This is a genomic window from Bartonella sp. AR 15-3 (assembly GCF_002022445.1).
Classification (GTDB): Bacteria; Pseudomonadota; Alphaproteobacteria; order Rhizobiales; family Rhizobiaceae; genus Bartonella.
Genome location: NZ_MUYE01000001.1, coordinates 110,451 through 130,005 on the forward strand (window position 1 = coordinate 110,451; position 19,555 = coordinate 130,005).

A 19,555-nucleotide genomic window follows, 5' to 3' on the forward strand; every position below is an offset into this window, starting at 1 on the left:
ACACTACCATATCAGTGATTGTATTTTTCTTTAATTAAATTTTTTTATTTCGAATTTAAAAAATTGATGGTTGGCAAAAGGTTATTAACCTTCATAATATAACATTTATGTATTTTCATTGTAAAATAGTTATTCTCATTTCTATAATTTGTTTGGTATCATGCGTCATTTGGAAAAAAAATCTATTTCTACGTCTTTTCCTGCTGATAAAAGTGCAGAAGATGTATCAAAAAAAAATTCATCAGCTAATATTGTTGAAATACTTTCTTATCCTACGGTGTGGAAAAAAGCATTTTCTCTTGGGAAGAACGTACGTTTCACTCGAACACCAGAAGTGGAGATTTTACGTCGTCGTATAGAAACAGATCCGATTTTTGCAAAACAATTTAAAGGTTTTGCAGAGAAAAAGCAGCAAAGACTTACAAATATGAGAAAATTGGATGGAGTAGCAATGGAACCTCAATTGACAGAGAATGAAATAAATATTTCATTGTCTGAAAAGAAAGCATCGCTTTATTCTTCAGCTGCTTTTAAGCAATTTATACAACAGACTATGGTTACACCAATTGAAGAAAATAGAGCACATCATTCATCTTTGATAGAAGTAGAAAATATAACCCAAAAAACAGATCATACATTGTATCTATCTAATTATCTATCTGATGATGCATTTTTTGAGTGTGATTCTTTTACATTAGAAAAAATTAATCGGAAGGCTTCAAGAGAAGAAATATCAGTTAATTTTATTCATAATGAAGATTTATTAGAGACTGATTCTGTCATTGATGAATCAATTACTGCTTTTTATCGTGTGCTTGAATGTCGTTATCCTCAGTTTTGTAATATAAGTTTATCAAAAGATCCAACAGAAGAGATAAAGGATTCTGAGAAAGCTTTTGATATGAATTGTGCGGAAAGTGAAGTTGTTCAAGAGATTCAAATGTGTCACGTTGAATCTTTTTTGAAGGACGAAGATAATAAAGAAGTTGTAAAGAGACAAGATTTGTCTGTTATTGAAGAATCTATTCATGAAATAAACAATATAACGGATACTTTAGTGCATAATGACTCACTTCATGTTATTGATTGCATAACGGCAAGAGAGAATACAGTAGATGTTTCTCTAATGATAAAAAAAGAAAGTGAACAGAAAACTGCGAGTATACCGTTTCGTGGTCGTGATACAGCTTTTGTACCAAGTTTTCATTCTGTAAACTGCGATGCTTATGAATTTCCTCCAATTGATTTATTGCAAGAGCCTGTTTTTCAAGAAGGTACAATTATTTCGCAAGAAACATTGGAGTGTAGTGCAGGGCTTTTGGAAAGCGTTTTAGAGGATTTTGGCATTAAGGGTGAAATTATTCATGTGCGCCCAGGGCCAGTAGTGACAATGTACGAATTTGAACCAGCTGCTGGGGTTAAGTCATCGCGAGTTATTGGTCTTTCTGATGATATTGCTCGTTCTATGTCTGCTATTTCTGCTCGTGTTGCTGTGATTCCTGGACGGAATGTTATTGGAATTGAATTGCCAAATACAGTTCGTGAGACTGTTTATTTGCGCGAATTAATTCAATCAAGTACTTTTAGTAATAGTGAATTTAAATTAGCTCTTGCTTTAGGGAAAGGGATTAATGGTGATCCTGTAACAGCAGAATTGGCAAAAATGCCCCATTTGTTAGTTGCTGGAACGACAGGATCAGGAAAGTCAGTTGCTATTAATACAATGATTTTGTCGATTCTTTATCGACTTTCACCAGAACAATGTCGTTTGATTATGGTTGATCCTAAAATGCTGGAACTTTCTATTTATGATGGTATTCCACATCTTCTAACACCTGTTGTAACTGATCCCAAAAAAGCTGTGACGGCTTTAAAATGGGTGGTTCGTGAAATGGAAGAGCGTTACCGAAAAATGGCTAAATTGGGTGTGCGTAATATTGATGGTTTTAATGCACGGATTGCACTCGCTGTGGAAAAAGATGAAACAATTATGTGTACTGTACAGTCCGGCTTTGATAAGGAAAGCGGAGAAATACTTTATCACGAAGAAACTATGGATTTGAAACAGTTGCCTTATATTGTAGTTATTGTTGATGAAATGGCGGATCTCATGATGGTGGCTGGTAAAGAGATTGAAGGTGCTATTCAACGTTTAGCACAAATGGCTCGGGCTGCTGGTATTCATCTCATTATGGCTACGCAACGTCCTTCTGTGGATGTGATTACAGGCACAATTAAGGCAAATTTTCCTACCCGCATTTCTTTTCAAGTTACATCGAAAATTGATAGTCGTACAATTTTAGGTGAACAAGGTGCTGAAACCCTTTTAGGGCAGGGAGATATGCTTCATATGGCTGGTGGTGGTCGTATTGTGCGTGTACATGGACCTTTTGTTTCTGATAAAGAAGTAGAGGCAGTTGTTGCACATCTTAAAAAGCAGGGAAAACCTGATTATTTAGCAACAGTAACGGATGGTGAGGAGAATGATAACGATGCTGAAATTGCTGATTCTGTTTCTGAAATTGTTTCAGTAGGAAGTTCTAGCGAAGATGGTGAAGAGCTTTATGGACAAGCGGTTAAAATTGTATTGCGTGATAAAAAATGTTCAACATCTTATATTCAGCGTCGTCTTGCGATCGGTTATAATAAAGCAGCTTCTCTTGTAGAAAGAATGGAAGAGGAGGGTATTGTTGGGGCAGCCAATCATGTAGGGAAACGTGAAATTTTGCTTGGTAAGTGCAATTAAAGACAATATTAAAACCTATAACTATCAGATCTATATTAGAAGCCAAATGCTCATTTTTAAAAGCACGAGCATAATTCCGTGCTTATTTTTTAATTGTGAATATTCATAAGATTAAATAAAGAGTGACAGAGCAAAAAGATTATTTGAAGATTTCAGTTCAATAACTCGTTATCCATTTATTCTTATAGAGAAAAAAACGTACTTCAAAATGTAATGAGATATAACGGTTAACAATAGAGATGATAAAGAAATTGTACGAACAATTCAGCTTTATGATTAAATAGATAGGTAGAGCTATTGTTACAGTATATTTATGGAAACTGGCTTAGGGTTCATTAGTTTAGTGTTAGAAGGGATCGGGAGCCAAACTTATTATTTTTAAAACTTAATCACGGAATAAAGGTAGGAACAAAGATAGAAATTATTGTTTTTGTATTCCATGATTAAAGCTATGTGTGTGAACTTATTTTTTATTGGCTAATAGGTCTCGGATTTCTGTTAAAAGTTTCTCTTCAAGAGACATGTCTGTTGGATTTTCTGCTTCTTTTTGTTGGCGGCGAATTTTATTGGTTCCCTTGACAAAAAGGAAAAGAATCCAAGCAATAATCAGAAAATTGATAAGAAGTGTTATAAAATTTCCGTAGCTAATGGTTGCACCTGCTTCTTTCGCAGCATGTAGGGTCGCTTTTTTTTCACCAGCGAGTTGAATAAACATATTAGAGAAGTCAATACCACCTGTGATAAGACCAATTACTGGCATAAAAATATCGTTAACAATTGAATTAATTAGACCACCAAAAGCGCCTCCTATAATGACACCGATAGCTAAATCAATCATATTTCCTTTTAGAGCAAATTCTTTGAATTCTTTAAGCATTGTTTTTTCCTATTTATATCTGCGATGTATAACAATTTTAACTATCGCTTTTAATAAAAAAGAAAAGAGTAATTTTAATTTTCTTGATCAATTATAATATAAATATCAACAATATTTTACAAAATTCTTATGATAAATGAAAATTCTCTAATGAATGTTTCATTTTAGGTTAATATTAAAGGTATTTTATATTAAAATAGCTATAAAATCATGAATTATGAAAATATGTGAGATGTATAAACTCATCCCAGTGATTTATCTGACTTTTTTCCAATAATTATAGAGTAAAGTTAATCACTTAGTGATATTGTACATTTTTGTACTATAGAAATTTATTTCATCATTTATATGCTATTTTATCTTTATTGGTGGTTTTTGATGTGCAAAAATTTCAATAAAATGCAAAAGATAGATTTTATCGTATAAAGGCAGTTTCATGAGTTTTTTTCGTTGTATTGGTCGTTCCGCTTTATTTATGTTAGATCCAGAGCGCGCGCATCGTTTAGCTATTTCTGGACTAAAAAGTGGATTGGGTTGTTGTCAAAAGATTTTTGATAAGCGCTTATGTGTCAATATTTTAGGACTTGCATTTGAAAATTTTATTGGTCTTGCTGCAGGTTTTGATAAAAATGCAGAAGTTGTAGATTCTATTTTACGCTTAGGGTTTGGTTTTACTGAAATTGGTACAATTACACCAAAACCACAAGTTGGAAATCCAAAACCACGGCTTTTCCGCTTGATAGAAGATGAAGCTATTATTAATAGAATGGGCTTTAATAATGACGGGTATCAAATTGTTTATCGTAAGCTTTGTGCGCGTAAACGAGTTGGTATTGTAGGAGTCAATATTGGTGCGAATAAGGATACAGTAAATAGGATTGATGATTATGTTTCTGGTATTTCTTACTTTTACAATGTTGCTGATTATTTTGCGCTTAATGTTTCTTCTCCTAATACACCAGGCTTACGTAATTTACAGATACGTGATAGCTTGCGTTTTTTGATTCAGGCAATTTCGCAAGCACGCAGCGAACAAAAGGAAAAACATGGATTCTCTATTCCAATTTTTTTGAAAATTTCTCCTGATTTGACGGAGAAGGAATTGGATGATGTAGCTCAAGAAATAAGTGCTTCTGATTTTGATGGTTTAATTATTTCTAACACGACTCTTTCTCGTCGAGGACTCACGGATAACAGATGGGCTACTGAAGAAGGTGGGCTATCAGGGCACCCATTATTTGAACGTTCTACTATTGTTCTTGCAAAAATGCGTAAAAAATTAGGAAAAAATATTGCAATCATTGGTGTTGGTGGTGTGAGAGATGCACAAACAGCTTTGGAAAAAGTTAAAGCTGGTGCAGACTTGATACAAATTTATAGTGGAATGATTTATGAAGGACCAAATATTGCTGTGACCATTATGAAAGAAATTTTGCAGTTGATGCAGCAAGATGGTACTGATAATATAAAAGCTTATCGTGATTATCATGTTGACAATTGGGCAAAATGCGCACTTTCTTTATAATAAAATTGTTGTTTTTTAATAAAAAGTGTAAGTTTTTTTTAAAGAGACTTGCAAACTCTTTTGATCTTCCGTATGTCACACAAACAAAAAGTAAGTATTTATGCGGTTGTAGCTCAGCTGGTTAGAGCGCTGGTTTGTGGCACCAGAGGTCGTAGGTTCAAATCCCACCAACCGTACCATCTCACGCTATTTTAGTAAATTAAACGGTATTTTGGAAAACCGTTAGGTGTGTTTATCTTGATAAACGTTATTACATTCTTTAAATAAAAATTAAGCTGAGCGATTTTTGCATAATAGATTATATAAAATGATGTTATAACAAAGAGAGCTTAATTTTTCTTGAATTGGCGTGTTATGACTGTGAAAAATGATAAACAGATGAAGAACAAAAATTGTAAGTCTATTTCTGATTTTCTCAAAAATTTACGTGGTGTAAAAGATTGGGAGCAAGTTTCGCAATGGCTTGCATTCCGAAACGTAGAAGATATCGAGTGTATTACACCCGATCAGGCAGGGGTAGCACGTGGCAAGATGATGCTTTCTAAAAAGTTCACATCAGATACATCATTAGCGTTACCTTCATCTGTTTTTATGTCAACAATTTCAGGAAATTATCCTGAAGATGGCAATGGTTTTGAATACCCAAAAGCAGATGGTGATTTACGCCTTGAGCCTGATCTTTCTACATTGACTATTGTACCGTGGGAAGAGGCTCCTACAGCACAAGTGATTTGTGATATTATCTATCAAAATGGACAGACTGTTGAGTATACACCGCGTAATGTTTTGAAAATAGTGGTTGATTTTTATACTCAGATGGGTTTAAAGCCAGTTGTTGCACCAGAAATTGAATTTTATTTTGTGCAAAAGAATCCCGATCCTGATTATCCTTTGGTATCTCCAGTTGGTCGTTCTGGGCGTGCAATTGGAGGAGGACAGGGGTATTCGATTGCTGGTGTGAATGAATTTGATGAGGTAATTGATGATATTTATCATTTTTCAGGAGCGCAAGGACTAGAAATTGATACACTTATTCATGAAGAAGGAGCAAGCCAATTTGAAATTAATTTACGTCATGGGGATCCTATTGAATTAGCTGATCAAGTTTTTATGTTTAAAAGAACTATCCGTGAGGCAGCACTGAAACATGACATGTATGCAACGTTTATGGCAAAGCCTATCCAGGGGCAGCCAGGGTCTGCTATGCATATTCATCAATCTGTTATAGATCAAGAAACAGGTGCGAATATTTTTACAGAAAAAGATGGCGGAGAAAGTATATATTTTCACTACTTTATTGGTGGATTACAAAGACATATGGCAGCAGCTCTTGTTATGCTTGCTCCTTATGTTAATTCTTACCGACGTCTCATGCCTGGAATCTCAGCACCGGTTAATTTGCGATGGGGATATGATAATCGTACAACAGCTTTTCGTGTGCCACGTTCTGTTCCACAGGGACGGCGTGTTGAGAATAGAATTCCTTCATCAGATACTAATCCTTATTTGGCACTTGCAGCTTCTTTGGCTTGTGGTCTCATTGGTTTGCAACAAAAACTTGAGCCAGATAAACCAACAACAAAAACTGTAAATTCTTATAATATTGAATTACCACGTGGCCTCATTGAAGCTGTTAATTTATTTGAACAAGATAAAGAATTACGTGCTATTTTAGGAGATACATTTGTGAGCACTTACGCTGCTATTAAACGACAAGAATTTGAAATTTTTATGGAAGTTATTAGTTCGTGGGAGCGTGAATATCTTCTGCTGAATGTTTAAGTATTTCTACTATGAGCGATTATAATTCCATTTCTCCTGGAGATTCTTGGTATGAAGATACTTTAGAAGAACGTCCTTCGTATCCATTCGTTGATGAACAAGCACAGTGTGATGTGGTTATTATTGGAGGTGGCTTTACGGGGCTTTCAGCTGCTTATCACTTAGCTAAAAATGGAGTTAGTGTTATTTTATGTGAGGCTTTGCGTTTTGGCGATGGAGCTTCTGGACGCAATGGAGGGCAATTGGGAACAGGGCAACGGCAATGGGTAGAAACGTTAGAGAAAAAATATGGTTTTGAACGAAGTAAAGCACTGTTTGATTTAGCTGAAGAAGCTAAAAGAGATATTTTATCTTGGTGTATTAGACCTGACTGTAAGATTGATTTTATGATAGGGCAGCTTTCAGTTATTCATAAAAAACGTAAAATTATAGCTTATCAGCAACATGTTGAGACATTGCAGCGTTATGGTTACTCTGGTCTTACTTTTATGAATAAAAATGAAACCGCTGAGCGACTTGGCTCATCTTTTTATCACGCTGGTCTCTATGATGCAGAAACTGGTCATATCAATCCTTTGAAATTTGTTGTTTGGTTAGCAAAAAAAGCAAAAAAGGCTGGTGCTAAACTTTATGAAAAAACACAAATAACAGGAATAGAGCGAAAGGGAAATCAGTATGTAGTAATAACAGAGCGGGCGAATATTAAGGCTGAGAATGTTTTATTAGCAACCAATGCCTATAAACTTGGACTTCAGCATTTCGTTGAGAAAAATATTGTTTCTATTCGCTCATATATTGGAGCAACTGAGCCGTTACCAAAGCATAGTTCGATTCTTTCAAATGGTGAAGCAGTGGATGATTCTCGTTTTATGGTTCGTTATTTTCGCAAAAGTATTGATAATCGCTTATTATTTGGGGGGTAGAAAGTTATGATCATCAGTATCCGACTAACCTAAATGAGCGTATATATCGACAAATTATTGAAATTTATCCTCAATTACGGTTTATAAATTTGACACATTGTTGGGGAGCAACAGTAGCAATTACAGTTGAACGTATGCCCTATGTTCGCCAAATTATGCCAGGTGTTACTTATTGTGGTGGATATTCAGGACATGGGGTTATGCTAGCTCCCTTTATAGGGAAATTATATGCTGAATGGTTATCTGGAAAGCATGAGCGTTTTGCATATTTTCAAGATTTAAAAATTTCTTCTTTTCCAGGTGGAAAATTTTTGCGTTATCCACTTATACTTTTAGCCATGAATTGGTTTTCGTTGATGGACCATTTTTAATTAGTCATGATTTGAAATGAGGAAAGTTAATGAATTATTTTGCATCTATTTGCTTTGTAGCATAGGTTAAAGAGGTAGGTGATAGAGAAATATTATAGTTTGTAAGATTATGATTGATAATTTTTCATCGACGAGAACAATTTTTTATTTATCGATGGATAAGAATATGCCTGAATTTTTTGTGATTTTAAAACTTATTTTTCATAATATTTTTAATATGAATGTAGAAAAAAGTCTAATTGGTTAATTACTTATCCATTATTTGATAAAGGAGGCTTCAGTTTCAACAAATCTTTAGTTTTTTTATATCATGAGATTTGAATTTTCAGATGTGTTCTCTGAGAATAATTTTTAGTACTTTTGAATACTTATTTGTTGGCGCTATGTGCAAATAAAGCATTGTTTGTGCATTGTGATGAAATTTTTGGATGTTGGATTGATCCAATTCTTAAAGAATGGAAGACAATTAAACCCTCTATGCATTAGCATAATTCTGGTTTATTGAGAGGATGTTTGTTTTAACTGTTTTGAATGAACGTGATAGGTGCGCATAGAATAAATTATTTGGGGCGATAATTATGTATGAAATGAATATCAACCGTTTAAATTTTGAAACACCTTCTACTTTAGCATTAGCATTAACGGATAGGGTTGCAGCAGAGCTTAGCGTTTCTATTCTTGAGCGTAAACAAGCAGTTTTAGCTGTTTCTGGTGGGAAGACATCAGAACTGTTTTTTCATTATTTGTCAAAAGTTGATATTGATTGGCAAAATATCATTATAACTTTGGTTGATGAACGTTTTGTATCTGTTAGCGATGAGCGTTCAAATGAATATTGTGTGAGGCACCATTTATTACAAAATTTTGCTTCTAAAGCGCGTTTTGTAGGGCTTTATCATAAAGCAGTAACTGCTGAGCTTGCTGCTTTTTCAGCTGCTAATCGTGTGAATACCTTGCCTATGCCGTTTGACGTTATTGTTTTAGGAATGGGTATTGATGGACATACTGCTTCTTTTTTTCCAAATAGTGATCGTTTGGAGCAAGCACTTGACTTACAATCACAAGCGCTTGTTTTACCTATTTATGCAAAGAGTGTTGCTGAGCCAAGATTGACATTGACTTTGCCGGTTATAATTCAATCTCGTTTTATTGCTCTTCATTTTGAAGGATTTCAAAAATACGCTTGTTTCGAAGAAGCTTGTCGAAATGGATCTAAAATGGAAATGCCTATCAGAGCAGTTTTACATCACGCACAGCATCTCGTTCAAGTTTATTGGTCTCCTGCAGAAAATGAAGTACAAGAAGCAAAAAAGTAATGAAAGTATTTTAGGAATGGAATGCTCTTTCTCATAATTAAATGGGCAAATTAATAAGAAATTGAGATAATTTTTTGGAGACAATTGCTATGGTAATAAATTGCTAAGAGATGTGCGAATTAGGAGGGTTTCATTATAAATGATTGTAGATAAAAGATAATGGAGCACCGGAATGAAACATATTACTAGACCTTTTAATAATGAATATAATATCGAATATGTCTGCTGTTATATGTTAATTAACGCGTTGCACAGCTTAAGAAATATTTTCTATTATGATGTTATTAAAATATAAAAGAAATAATTTATCATTCATGTAATGAAGGTACGTACAATTTTTAGAATTCTGGTACAGGTAATTTGTGGGCTCGGGCGGCAGCTTTAAGTGTATTAACCATAAGCATGGCAATAGTCATAGGACCAACACCTCCTGGTACAGGGGTGATAGCCGCGGCTTTTTCCTTAACTTCTTCAAAATCAACATCGCCAACAATATAGGTCGTTGTTTTGTCTGTTTTTGATGTTGCAATTCGATTAATACCAACATCGATAATAATAGCTCCTTTTTTGACCCATTCTTTTTTAATCATCTTGGGGTGACCAACAGCTACTACTAAAATATCAGCACTACGGCATATTTCATCAAGATCACGGGTACGACTATGTGCAATCGTTACTGTAGCATTGGCTGCTGTTAAGAGGGCTGCCATGGGTTTACCAACAATATTAGAGCGTCCGACGATGACAGCATCCAGACCAGATAAATCTTTGCCACATTTTTGTTGGATCATCATCATAATACCAGCTGGTGTGCAAGGGACTATTGTATCTTCAAAGACATTTGCTGTGAGTTTTCCTATATTTATATAGTGGAAACCATCAACGTCTTTCTGGAAAGCAATATTTTGCATTACATTGTTTGTATGGATATGAGCAGGAAGAGGGAGTTGCACCAAAATGCCGTGGATTTTAGGATCAGAATTTAACGTTTCGATAAGTTGGAGGAGATCTTTTTCTTGTGTTTCTTTGGAAAAGACATGTTTGATTGAAAAGAAGCCACACTCTTCAGCTTTTTTACTTTTTGATGATACATAAATTTGGCTTGCAGGATCATCTCCTACAATAATAACAGCGATACCAGGTTGTATTTTATGATTATCGTAGAGTTTTTTTGTTTCATTTTTAACTTTAACCAGAATGTCTTCGGCAAGTTTTTTCCCGTCAATAATATTATCCATAAAAGGAATCCTTTCGATAAGGCTGTTTGGCTTTATATAAAGCATTTGCTGATAATGAAATAGAGTTTATAACAATACTTAAGTTAGGATAAAAAAAGGCAGTGAAATGGTTCTTATATATTTTAAAAATACTTTGAAGATATTTAAAAATAAATTGTTTGCTGAAAAGGTAATGATATCGCTGTTCCAATAAAATTTCGATAAAAGTGGAAATAATTGAACTGTTAATATGTATAATAGACTTTAAGAGCATAAAAATCTTTCTGCACTTCGTTATATTTGATTTTAGTTTGTGTTAAGAATGAGAGCTTAGAGGAAAATTGTGTGCATTAAAATAATAAAATTTTTAAGTGGGATTTTTATCGCAATTGTTTTTTTAGGTGGGGCTGCTGTTATTATTTTGCCCTATATTGTATCAACAGATGCGATTCGTATCCGTTTAGCACAGGATTTAAGTGTATGGACTGGCTATAATGTTCAATTACGCGATCCTCCAAGATTAAAAATTTTTCCTTATCCAAAAGCGTTTCTTTCAGGAGTTACTTTAACGCCAAAAATTGAAAATATTGCACCTTTAATGGAAGTAGAATCAATAGAAGTTGATCTTTCTTTAGTTTCTCTTCTTTGGGGACATATTTCTTTTTCAGAAACGCGAATTATGTATCCCAAATTTGTTATGGATAAACCTGTTAAAACAGTATCTGATTTTTTTGATACACTTTTGCGGTCGCAAGGTGCATTAGGCTTGGCAATACAGAATGCTCGTGAAGTTATTAAGCATAATCCTGATAATCCAGATGTAGCAAGCCTTTTAAATCAGCCTTTTGGGCGTATTATTATTGAAAATGGTACGCTGATGTATCGTGACGGTGTTTCTAGTGTAATGGAACAAATAACAGAGTTAAATGCATCGATAGATTGGCCTGGATTAACACAGGCATTGCAGTTTCATGCCAAAGCCCGTTGGCATGGAGAACTAACGGAATTATTAATTAATGCTGATCAGGCTTTGTTTCTTTTGGCAGGAGGTAAAAGCTTACTTAAGATAAGTTTTAATTCTGTGCGTGGTGGTATAACATTTGAAGGACAGGCAAGGTTATCTGAATATTATATTTTTGATGGAAAGGTTTCACTACGTTCCCCCGGTTGGGATCAGACAGTAGCATGGATCGGTGGCAATCAGTTTTGGGGGCATGAATTGAAAATACCTATTGTGTGGGAATCTCATTTTTTAGCACAGCCAGCGCGTATTCGAATGAACAATGTTATATTGATGATGGGTACAGCAAATGCGCGTGGAGCTTTAGAATTTGATTTTAAAAATCGTGTACCTATTCTTATTGGATCTTTAGGTTTTGATAAGCTTGATTTTAACATTATGAAATCATTATTTTTTTGTTCTAAACAGGAAAATGAATTTTTTAATCTAGCTTTTTTAAATCAGATAGGGTTGGATATACGGCTTTCAGCGTCACAAGCGAAAATAGGTAGTATTGCACTTGCTGATTTGGCAGCTGCAATACAAATTAAAAACGGATATGGCATTTTTGATCTTGGAAACGTGAACATTTTTGGTGGTTCTATTCAAAGCAATATCCAGATTATTCCAGATAATAAAAAAACACATATTAAGGTAAGCGCTTCAGGTACTTCTGTTGATGCACAGACCGTTTTATTAGGTTTAGGACTTACTCCATTTGTACAAGCAAAAACCAATTTTATTATGACAATACAGACGTTTCCTAGTTGTTGGTCAAAAATGCTTACTCAGATGCAAGGGCAGTTAACATTGAATATGTTCTCTGGTCAAGTGATAGGATATAATCTGAATGATTTACAAAATAAATTGTCAAAAAATGAACAGTTTCTTTTAATGCATAATCAGAAGCATTCAACAGATTTTGATCGTTTGGATATTAAAGCGAAATTTTCAGATGGTACAATATTTGTAACAGAAGCATTAATGCATACTACAGATTGGAATTTGTTTATTCATAGAGCAATAGAAATTTTTGATACTAAGAATGGACAGAATGATGTTATATTACGGGCAAAATTACAGAAAAATAATCGTTCAGAGACTATATGCAAAGATATCGAGTGTCTCACTAATAGTCTTGAACGACCTTTAATTTTTTCATTCAGTCCTACAGAGAAAATTTTCGGCAATTTTTTCGTCAAGAAAAATATTAATGAAAACTAGTATTTTTTTCATTATTAGTGGTAACGTAGAGAATTTTTAGGAAATATTGTCTTATATAAAGTTCTAAGAATATGCTTATGTGTATGTATTTATGCTGGTGTATGTTTATTGAAGTGAGTAGAAATACAGTAGCCATCTTGGATAATTACACAATTCTCATCTGCTCCAACTGAGCTAATTCCTATAGTAACTAGAATAAAGATTAGAATTGAGGTAATAGTGATAATTGTAGCTTTTTGAATAGACATATTTTTCTCCAATTATAAGGTAAGCTATTAAGTATAATACTGTGTATTATTAATTATGAATTTTTATGAAATTAAAAGTTGTTTAACATTCTATTTGTTCCAGCTATATCTGATAAAAGTAAAAAAAATTCTATCTTTCTTTCGTAATTTAGTTTTATAGATTTTATTTTTCTGTTGATTGTTCTTTGTTGCTGCATTCTTTTGACGATTCTAAAAAGCTCTGGTACAAGCTTTTTATGCGTGCAAATTATAAATTAAAAAGGCTATTTGTTCGACAATTATTGGCTTTAAACGAAGAAATAGTAATAGAGGGTCAACAAGCTTCTTATCTTGTACATGTTTTGCGTATGAAAGAAGGCACTGAGATTTTGCTTTTTAACGGGCAGGATGGTGAATGGCTTGCCAAGCTTATTTTTATTAAAAAAAAAATTGTGGTAGCTCGCCTTATTCATCAGGAAAGGCCACAGACGACACATTCGGATCTTTTTTATTGTTTTGCCCCCCTTAAGCATATGCGTTTGGATTATATGATACAAAAAGCTGTAGAAATGGGGGTATCTGTTTTATATCCTGTTATAACGCAGCATACACAAGTTACTCGTATTAATATGGCGCGTATAGAGGCTAATATTATAGAAGCCTCTGAACAATGTGGTATTTTATCTTTGCCAAAATGTGCACCTGCGGTATCATTAGAAACATTTTTAGAAAATTGGGATAAAACGCGTGCTTTATTTTTTTGTGATGAGTTGAACGAATCCTATAATCCAATTTCTCTTTTTAAAAAACATGGAACAAATCCGCTGGGTGTTCTTATTGGTCCAGAAGGTGGGTTTAGTGAAGAGGAGCGAGTTTTTTTGAAGAAATATCCTTTTGTGTTTTCTGTATCATTAGGCCCACGCATTTTGCGTGCTGACACTGCAGCTGTTGCTGCATTAACTCTTGTTAATGCTACGATGGGAGATTGGTTAATTGGTTAAGACACTTGCAATATCATCCAAAACAATTCATTTAATAGCATACTTAATAATAGGATAAAATAATTGATGGCACTTGATACAACCGATAAAAGTGAAATTAATAGCTTAGATTCTTTAGTTAGTTATTTTGAAGAAGGCTGTAAAACAGAAGATGATTGGTGTATCGGAACAGAACACGAAAAGTTTCCATTTTACGTAGATGGTTTTCGTCCTGTTCCATATGAAGGTGCAAGAGGAATCCGAGTGTTATTGGAAAGAATGCAAGGAGCTTTAGGATGGGAAGCTATTTTAGATGAAGGGAATATTATTGGACTTCTAGGATCAGTGGATCAAGGTGCTATTTCTTTAGAACCTGGGGGGCAGTTCGAATTATCTGGAGCACCGCTGAAAACAATTGGTCATACTTACTGTGAAGTTATGAAGCATTTAGAACTTCTCAAAAAAATTTCACAGCCACTAGGTATTGGTTTTTTAGGTATGGGCGCTAGTCCAAAATGGACATTAGATGAAACACCAAGAATGCCCAAGTCGCGTTACCAAATTATGACCAATTATATGCCAAAAGTTGGTCATGGTGGCCTTGATATGATGTATAGAACCGCAACTATTCAGGTGAATCTTGATTTTTCATCTGAGACTGATATGCGACGAAAAATGCAAGTAGCAATGAAGTTACAATCTATTGCAACAGCATTATTTGCCAGTTCCCCTTTTACTAAGGGGTATCCAAATGGTTTTTTATCTTGGCGTTCCCATGTTTGGCATAATACTGATAATCAGAGAACAGGAATACTCCCTTTCGTATTTTCTGAGAGTTTTGGTTTTTCTGATTACGTTGAATGGGCACTTGATGTACCAATGTATTTCGTTGTGCGTGATGGGCATTATTATGATTGTACGCATATAACTTTTCGTCAATTTATGAATGGAGCTTTAAGAGGGCAGATTGCGAATTTAGCACCGACTATAGGAGATTGGATTAATCACTTGTCGACTTTATTTCCAGAGGTACGGTTAAAACGCTTTTTGGAAATGAGAGGTGCTGATGGTGGTTCTTTACAGCATATTTGTGCATTATCTGCTTTTTGGGTTGGTCTTCTTTATGATAGTGAGGCACTGAATGAAGCAGAAGCTTTGACAAAAGATTGGTGCTTTGAAGAAGTTGTAGAAATGCATACACGCGTTGCTAAAGAGGGACTAAAAACACCTTTTCGTCAAACTATAATTTTAGAATTAGCACGTCACGCTCTTGCTATTTCGCGTAAAGGTTTAAAAAATCGTCAGCAGTATGATACTGATGGTTTTGATGAGACAGATTTTCTAGCTCCTTTGGAGGAAGTAGTAGCAATGGAGCGAACAAATGCTGATAAATTTTTATCTAACTATCATTCTATTTGGGGTAAATCTGTGGAACCAGTGTTCTTAGAGTATGCTTACTAAATTATTTAAAATAAAAAAGCTCTTTTTGTTAATACTTTACATACTTTAATTATTGTTTATTTTAATATTTATTTAGTATAGCATCACATTTGACTGATTTAGAATTATAAGCACAATGTTTATATAAAAACAAGAATACAAAGCTTGATTAACACGAAGAATCATAAAGAGCGCTTTGTTTACAGTTACCTTATCTTATGAGGCTATTTTACTAGTTTAATGAAAAAAACTAAAAGATAATCAAATTATTTTATAATACTTAACCATAAAAATAAGATAATTTACATTAAAAAACACGCACGGACTTCTATTTCTGTTTATGCTTTAATTAAACTGCTGTATTACAGCAATAAATAATATATTTATCGCGTAGAAAAAGCACGATTGCCACTGATTAACCCTTCTCTTTGTGCATGTTTACGAGCAAGTTTACGTGTGCGACGAATAGCCTCTGCTTTTTCACGGGCACGCTTTTCTGATGGCTTTTCATAGTATCCACGCATCTTCATTTCACGGAAGATACCTTCACGTTGCATCTTTTTTTTCAACGCACGCAGTGCTTGATCAACATTATTATCACGAACGAGTACTTGCACAACTTATCCTGCTTTGTTTCAATATTAAAAATAAATGAGCAAAAAATAAAATCTCTTAAAACTACTAAGTAAAAAGAATACTAGATCACATACCATATAAATAGGATGCTTGTCTATATTGCTTTTCAAAAACTCTATTCTTTTTGCTATCAATTGCTAACATGCTTTCTCTTTCTGGAGTAAGACTAAGTCTGCAATACAATGTATGTCATTTTATACTGGTAATACTCTCGTTTTAGCTTAAATGATCATAATAGAGGCAATACTTTTCTGTATTAACTTACATATCGACGATATAGTTGTATCCTTGTTTTTCGATAGGCCAATGTTAGTAAGGTCAATTTTTTTAGTCTTTTTATTTATGTAAGAGCAACAAGCAAGAATGATAAACATTTTTCTATGAGTATAAAAGCTGTTGAAAGGTCATTTATTATTTGCTTTCTGTTCCATGCAATAGCCGTCATTGTGATATTGAAAAGAGTAATAGTAGTCTAAGCGGCATTATGATTTTGCGGATATCGGAAGACGATAATCTGCGCGTCAGAATGGATTTCAATTTGTTAGGGACTTCAGATGGGGTTCGCTCCAACAAACTTAAGAAAAAATAGAAATTCATCATGCAATGCGATGAATGAAGCAGATGTTTAAAAATACGTGTTGATTGGAAAATTTTGTCATGAAAGTTCATGATAAAGAACTCATCATACTCTTTTAGAATTGTACGTTTCTTGATGTCATAGTGCATTTAGGTGGTTATTTTAGTATATGAAAAAGCGACAGCATGATCACTTTTCAAACGATCGGTAATCCTTTTTAACAGTAGAAGTAGTTATCGATATTATCTTGAGAATCCACAAATAATAGGCGATATCAAGTTTCTAACAAGAAGCAATTAACCTAACTCAATCTATATTTGCAAAATCGTTAGTAACACTGTTGAAAAAGGTAATAATATCTTTCTTGCTGATCGTGTATTTTAGATATTTTTTTAAGCTTTATATATACGGTTCGTAGAAGTTATATTTGCTTCGTTCCAATTCAAGTGTTTTTACAATCAGTGTATTTCAAGTAAATGATGCGACAACATCTACAAGTATTTTAAAAAAATCGACACTTTATTTTTGCTAAGGCATCCACTATCTAAAAATTCATTTCTACGTAATTGATTTAGAAACAACGAAAATTAATATTTTAAAATATATATTGATATTTTATTAATAAAAAATACTTGGTCTATTGCAAATTCAAAATTAAATTTTCTTTAAATATAAGTTTACAGTATCAAATTTATATTGTATTGGAAATAAAATACATATTGGTAATAATTAAAAGTGTGTAAATTTATATTAGATATATTTATAAAAATAACTAATAGATTTTAAGATAAAAAGCAATGCCTAGTAAATTAACTAATAACTTAAATTATCCAGATATTTCAAATTATTCTGAGCTTTTTAAAAGTTATCATATGTATCTTAAAGCTACCAAACAACCCCAAGATTCGAAGTGTTTGATATAGTTTTCAATCTTTCTATACTTGATGATGGCTTGTTTCTTCTCATACATTCGCGACTGTGGCAGGATATGCATGCAGGCATTATACATTGGCGCAATTTAATGCTTTAATGGATGCTGATAGAGAAAAAGTAATGCTGAGCAATCAAAAAAAGGGATGGAATTATAATTCTTCTGCCAAGATAAGAAATAAATATGGTTTGCAGGGTATAGATTTTGAGAAAAGATGTGTGCATGATGTAATACAAGCGAGTGTTAATCTGAAAGAAGAGCCACTGCCAGAAAAATTTGATTCTTCTTATCTAAAATATCTTCATAAGCGCTTGTTTGAGAATACATTTGAATGGGCTGGTTATACCCGGGAGTTTCCATTTACATTTTCGGATGGTGCAGTTAGGGAAGATTTAACAATAACAATACCTGACTTGGATTACTCTATAGGCAATGATAAAATTACAAACGGTTTAAAGGAAATTGATCGAATACTTGCCGAAAAAAATAGTTTGAAAGATTTATCACGTGAAGAATTTGTTCGTGAAGCATCAACAATATTTTCTCACTTTTATAGTATATATCCTTTCTGTAGTGGAAATGGATGTGTACAACGTATATTTTTTGAAAAAATGGCAGAGGCCGCAGGGCATAGACTTGACTTCTCAGTTATAACAAAGAAACGTTGGCAATATGCTCGCTATGCCGCATTATTACCTACTAGAGGTGATAAAGCTATTATACACGATCTTTTTGAAGATATCTCTAATCCAGAAAAAGTAAATATTTTAAAGGAATTCATACGATATGAAAATATGTCCATAGATATCAAAGATAAGTTTGTTGTAGCAGCAAAAGCAGGTTTTCCTTATACGGGTCTCTGTAAAGGTTATAGCGGAGATGCTGTTATGCTTATGATAGATGATCAGTATGTTTTATGCAAAAAAGATGATATTGCACCAGGAACACTAAAGACATTGAAGCTTGGTGATAGGATTACTCTTACAGTTCCAAGGTCCAAAGCAATTGCTGAAGATGTTCTTATCCCAGAAGCAAGAATAGCCCCTTTGACGGAAAAAGAAATTATTTCAAGAATTGAAAAATATGGCTCCATCCAAGGGATTACACGAAAAATCAGAGCTTTATCAAAATGTGTTTATGGAAGCTCGAAAATGTTAGATAATGATATAAATCTGATACTTGTAGATTCAGGTCTCGGTGAACAACATATCAGGCAGCATGTGAGTCTTTTAAGATATCAGCTTGTAGGTGTGACAGTATTAGGTGTCGACAATCCAGCGCGCAAACAAGCTAGGATAGATTACTTTAAGCTCGAGCAAGCATTGGATGATTATATAAGTGCTGTAATTTATACTAGACAAATAGTACTGAAAGGGCACAAAGAACAACAAGAACGTGGCGAGCGAATGGTAAAAATGCCTAGTCAAGCAGTGCAAAATATTTTTTCTTTATCTGAAGAAGATCAGATCAAAGCTTTAAATGGCAATCCTTCCCTTCACGAAGAGATTAAAGATCTTGTGAATAAAGTCAAAGATCGCCTTACATCATGGGAGCGTCAAGTACTTAAGGAAGAATGTTGTGTTCAGTTGGCTGATAGTATAGGCATATCACTAAGTAGAGCGCGGGAAGTTACAGCAATTGTTAAGAACGCTCATAAAGTATGTCAGCTAACAACAAACAGAGAGCATGAGCCGAAAGCGATGAACTATAACCTGATAGAACTCTAAAAGCCTTTACTTTTTTATATTCATGGATGAGTTATTTTTATAAAGTATCCATATAA

11 protein-coding genes, 1 tRNA gene and 1 pseudogene are annotated in these 19,555 nt (G+C 33.8%); 10 read left to right on the forward strand and 3 right to left on the reverse strand.

The genetic code is table 11. The features are described from left to right. Positions 1-160 precede the first annotated feature (160 nt). A complete protein-coding gene (locus BAR153v2_RS00525; protein ID WP_078679849.1) occupies positions 161-2,746 on the forward strand; it encodes a DNA translocase FtsK in 2,586 nt (861 codons plus the stop codon). Positions 2,747-3,209: 463 nt separating this feature from the next. On the opposite strand, the gene mscL is transcribed toward BAR153v2_RS00525, so the two are convergent. Then, positions 3,210-3,623: a large conductance mechanosensitive channel protein MscL gene (gene mscL, locus BAR153v2_RS00530; RefSeq protein WP_078679850.1), complete on the reverse strand. Its 414-nt coding sequence runs from the start codon at positions 3,621-3,623 to the stop codon at positions 3,210-3,212. A gap of 436 nt (positions 3,624-4,059) precedes the next feature. On the opposite strand from mscL, the gene BAR153v2_RS00535 reads away from it, so the two are divergent. From BAR153v2_RS00535 to pgl, 5 genes and pseudogenes are all read left to right on the forward strand, one after another. Then, positions 4,060-5,148 (forward strand): quinone-dependent dihydroorotate dehydrogenase, encoded by a 1,089-nt coding sequence (locus BAR153v2_RS00535; protein WP_078679851.1) that lies wholly within the window; start codon positions 4,060-4,062, stop codon positions 5,146-5,148. A gap of 102 nt (positions 5,149-5,250) precedes the next feature. Further along, positions 5,251-5,327: transfer RNA gene (locus tag BAR153v2_RS00540), tRNA-His, on the forward strand. A 175-nt stretch (positions 5,328-5,502) separates the two neighbouring features. Beyond that, entirely contained in the window at positions 5,503-6,930 is a 1,428-nt protein-coding gene (locus BAR153v2_RS00545; RefSeq protein WP_078680907.1) for a glutamine synthetase family protein, read from the forward strand. 11 nt (positions 6,931-6,941) lie between these two features. Then, positions 6,942-8,224 (forward strand): annotated as a pseudogene (locus BAR153v2_RS00550) (NAD(P)/FAD-dependent oxidoreductase). A gap of 578 nt (positions 8,225-8,802) precedes the next feature. After that, the gene (pgl, locus tag BAR153v2_RS00555; RefSeq protein ID WP_078679852.1) at positions 8,803-9,540 is read left to right on the forward strand and encodes a 6-phosphogluconolactonase; all 738 of its coding nucleotides are present in this window, start codon (positions 8,803-8,805) and stop codon (positions 9,538-9,540) included. 338 nt (positions 9,541-9,878) lie between these two features. Here pgl and folD read toward each other — a convergent pair whose 3' ends face one another. Then, entirely contained in the window at positions 9,879-10,778 is a 900-nt protein-coding gene (gene folD / locus BAR153v2_RS00560) for a bifunctional methylenetetrahydrofolate dehydrogenase/methenyltetrahydrofolate cyclohydrolase FolD (protein WP_078679853.1), read from the reverse strand. A 322-nt stretch (positions 10,779-11,100) separates the two neighbouring features. Here folD and BAR153v2_RS00565 point away from each other — a divergent pair, with 322 nt between their 5' ends. The 3 genes from BAR153v2_RS00565 to BAR153v2_RS00575 all read left to right on the forward strand — a co-directional run bounded on the left by BAR153v2_RS00565 (position 11,101) and on the right by BAR153v2_RS00575 (position 15,649). Further along, complete coding sequence (locus BAR153v2_RS00565; RefSeq protein ID WP_078679854.1) at positions 11,101-12,981, forward strand: AsmA family protein; 1,881 nt, start codon at positions 11,101-11,103, stop codon at positions 12,979-12,981. A 484-nt stretch (positions 12,982-13,465) separates the two neighbouring features. After that, entirely contained in the window at positions 13,466-14,209 is a 744-nt protein-coding gene (locus BAR153v2_RS00570) for a 16S rRNA (uracil(1498)-N(3))-methyltransferase (RefSeq protein WP_078679855.1), read from the forward strand. Between the two features lie 66 nt (positions 14,210-14,275). Continuing rightward, on the forward strand, positions 14,276-15,649 hold the full coding sequence (locus BAR153v2_RS00575) for a glutamate--cysteine ligase (RefSeq protein WP_078679856.1): 1,374 nt from the start codon (positions 14,276-14,278) through the stop codon (positions 15,647-15,649). Positions 15,650-16,011: 362 nt separating this feature from the next. Here the strand turns inward: BAR153v2_RS00575 and rpsU are convergent, their stop codons facing one another. Continuing rightward, positions 16,012-16,245 carry a 30S ribosomal protein S21 gene (gene rpsU, locus BAR153v2_RS00580; protein WP_078679857.1) on the reverse strand — a complete coding sequence of 78 codons (234 nt, stop codon included), beginning with the start codon at positions 16,243-16,245 and terminating at the stop codon, positions 16,012-16,014. Between the two features lie 1,604 nt (positions 16,246-17,849). On the opposite strand from rpsU, the gene BAR153v2_RS00585 reads away from it, so the two are divergent. Beyond that, on the forward strand, positions 17,850-19,499 hold the full coding sequence (locus tag BAR153v2_RS00585; RefSeq protein WP_143245198.1) for a BID domain-containing T4SS effector: 1,650 nt from the start codon (positions 17,850-17,852) through the stop codon (positions 19,497-19,499). Positions 19,500-19,555 lie beyond the last annotated feature (56 nt).

Excerpts from the sequence above, each read along its gene's own strand:
- BAR153v2_RS00525 (WP_078679849.1), top strand. The coding sequence starts at position 161 with ATGCGTCATTTGGAAAAAAAATCTATTTCTACGTCTTTTCCTGCTGAT.
- mscL (WP_078679850.1), bottom strand. The coding sequence starts at position 3,623 with ATGCTTAAAGAATTCAAAGAATTTGCTCTAAAAGGAAATATGATTGAT.
- BAR153v2_RS00535 (WP_078679851.1), top strand. The coding sequence starts at position 4,060 with ATGAGTTTTTTTCGTTGTATTGGTCGTTCCGCTTTATTTATGTTAGAT.
- BAR153v2_RS00545 (WP_078680907.1), top strand. The coding sequence starts at position 5,503 with ATGACTGTGAAAAATGATAAACAGATGAAGAACAAAAATTGTAAGTCT.
- pgl (WP_078679852.1), top strand. The coding sequence starts at position 8,803 with ATGTATGAAATGAATATCAACCGTTTAAATTTTGAAACACCTTCTACT.
- folD (WP_078679853.1), bottom strand. The coding sequence starts at position 10,778 with ATGGATAATATTATTGACGGGAAAAAACTTGCCGAAGACATTCTGGTT.
- BAR153v2_RS00570 (WP_078679855.1), top strand. The coding sequence starts at position 13,466 with ATGCGTGCAAATTATAAATTAAAAAGGCTATTTGTTCGACAATTATTG.
- BAR153v2_RS00575 (WP_078679856.1), top strand. The coding sequence starts at position 14,276 with ATGGCACTTGATACAACCGATAAAAGTGAAATTAATAGCTTAGATTCT.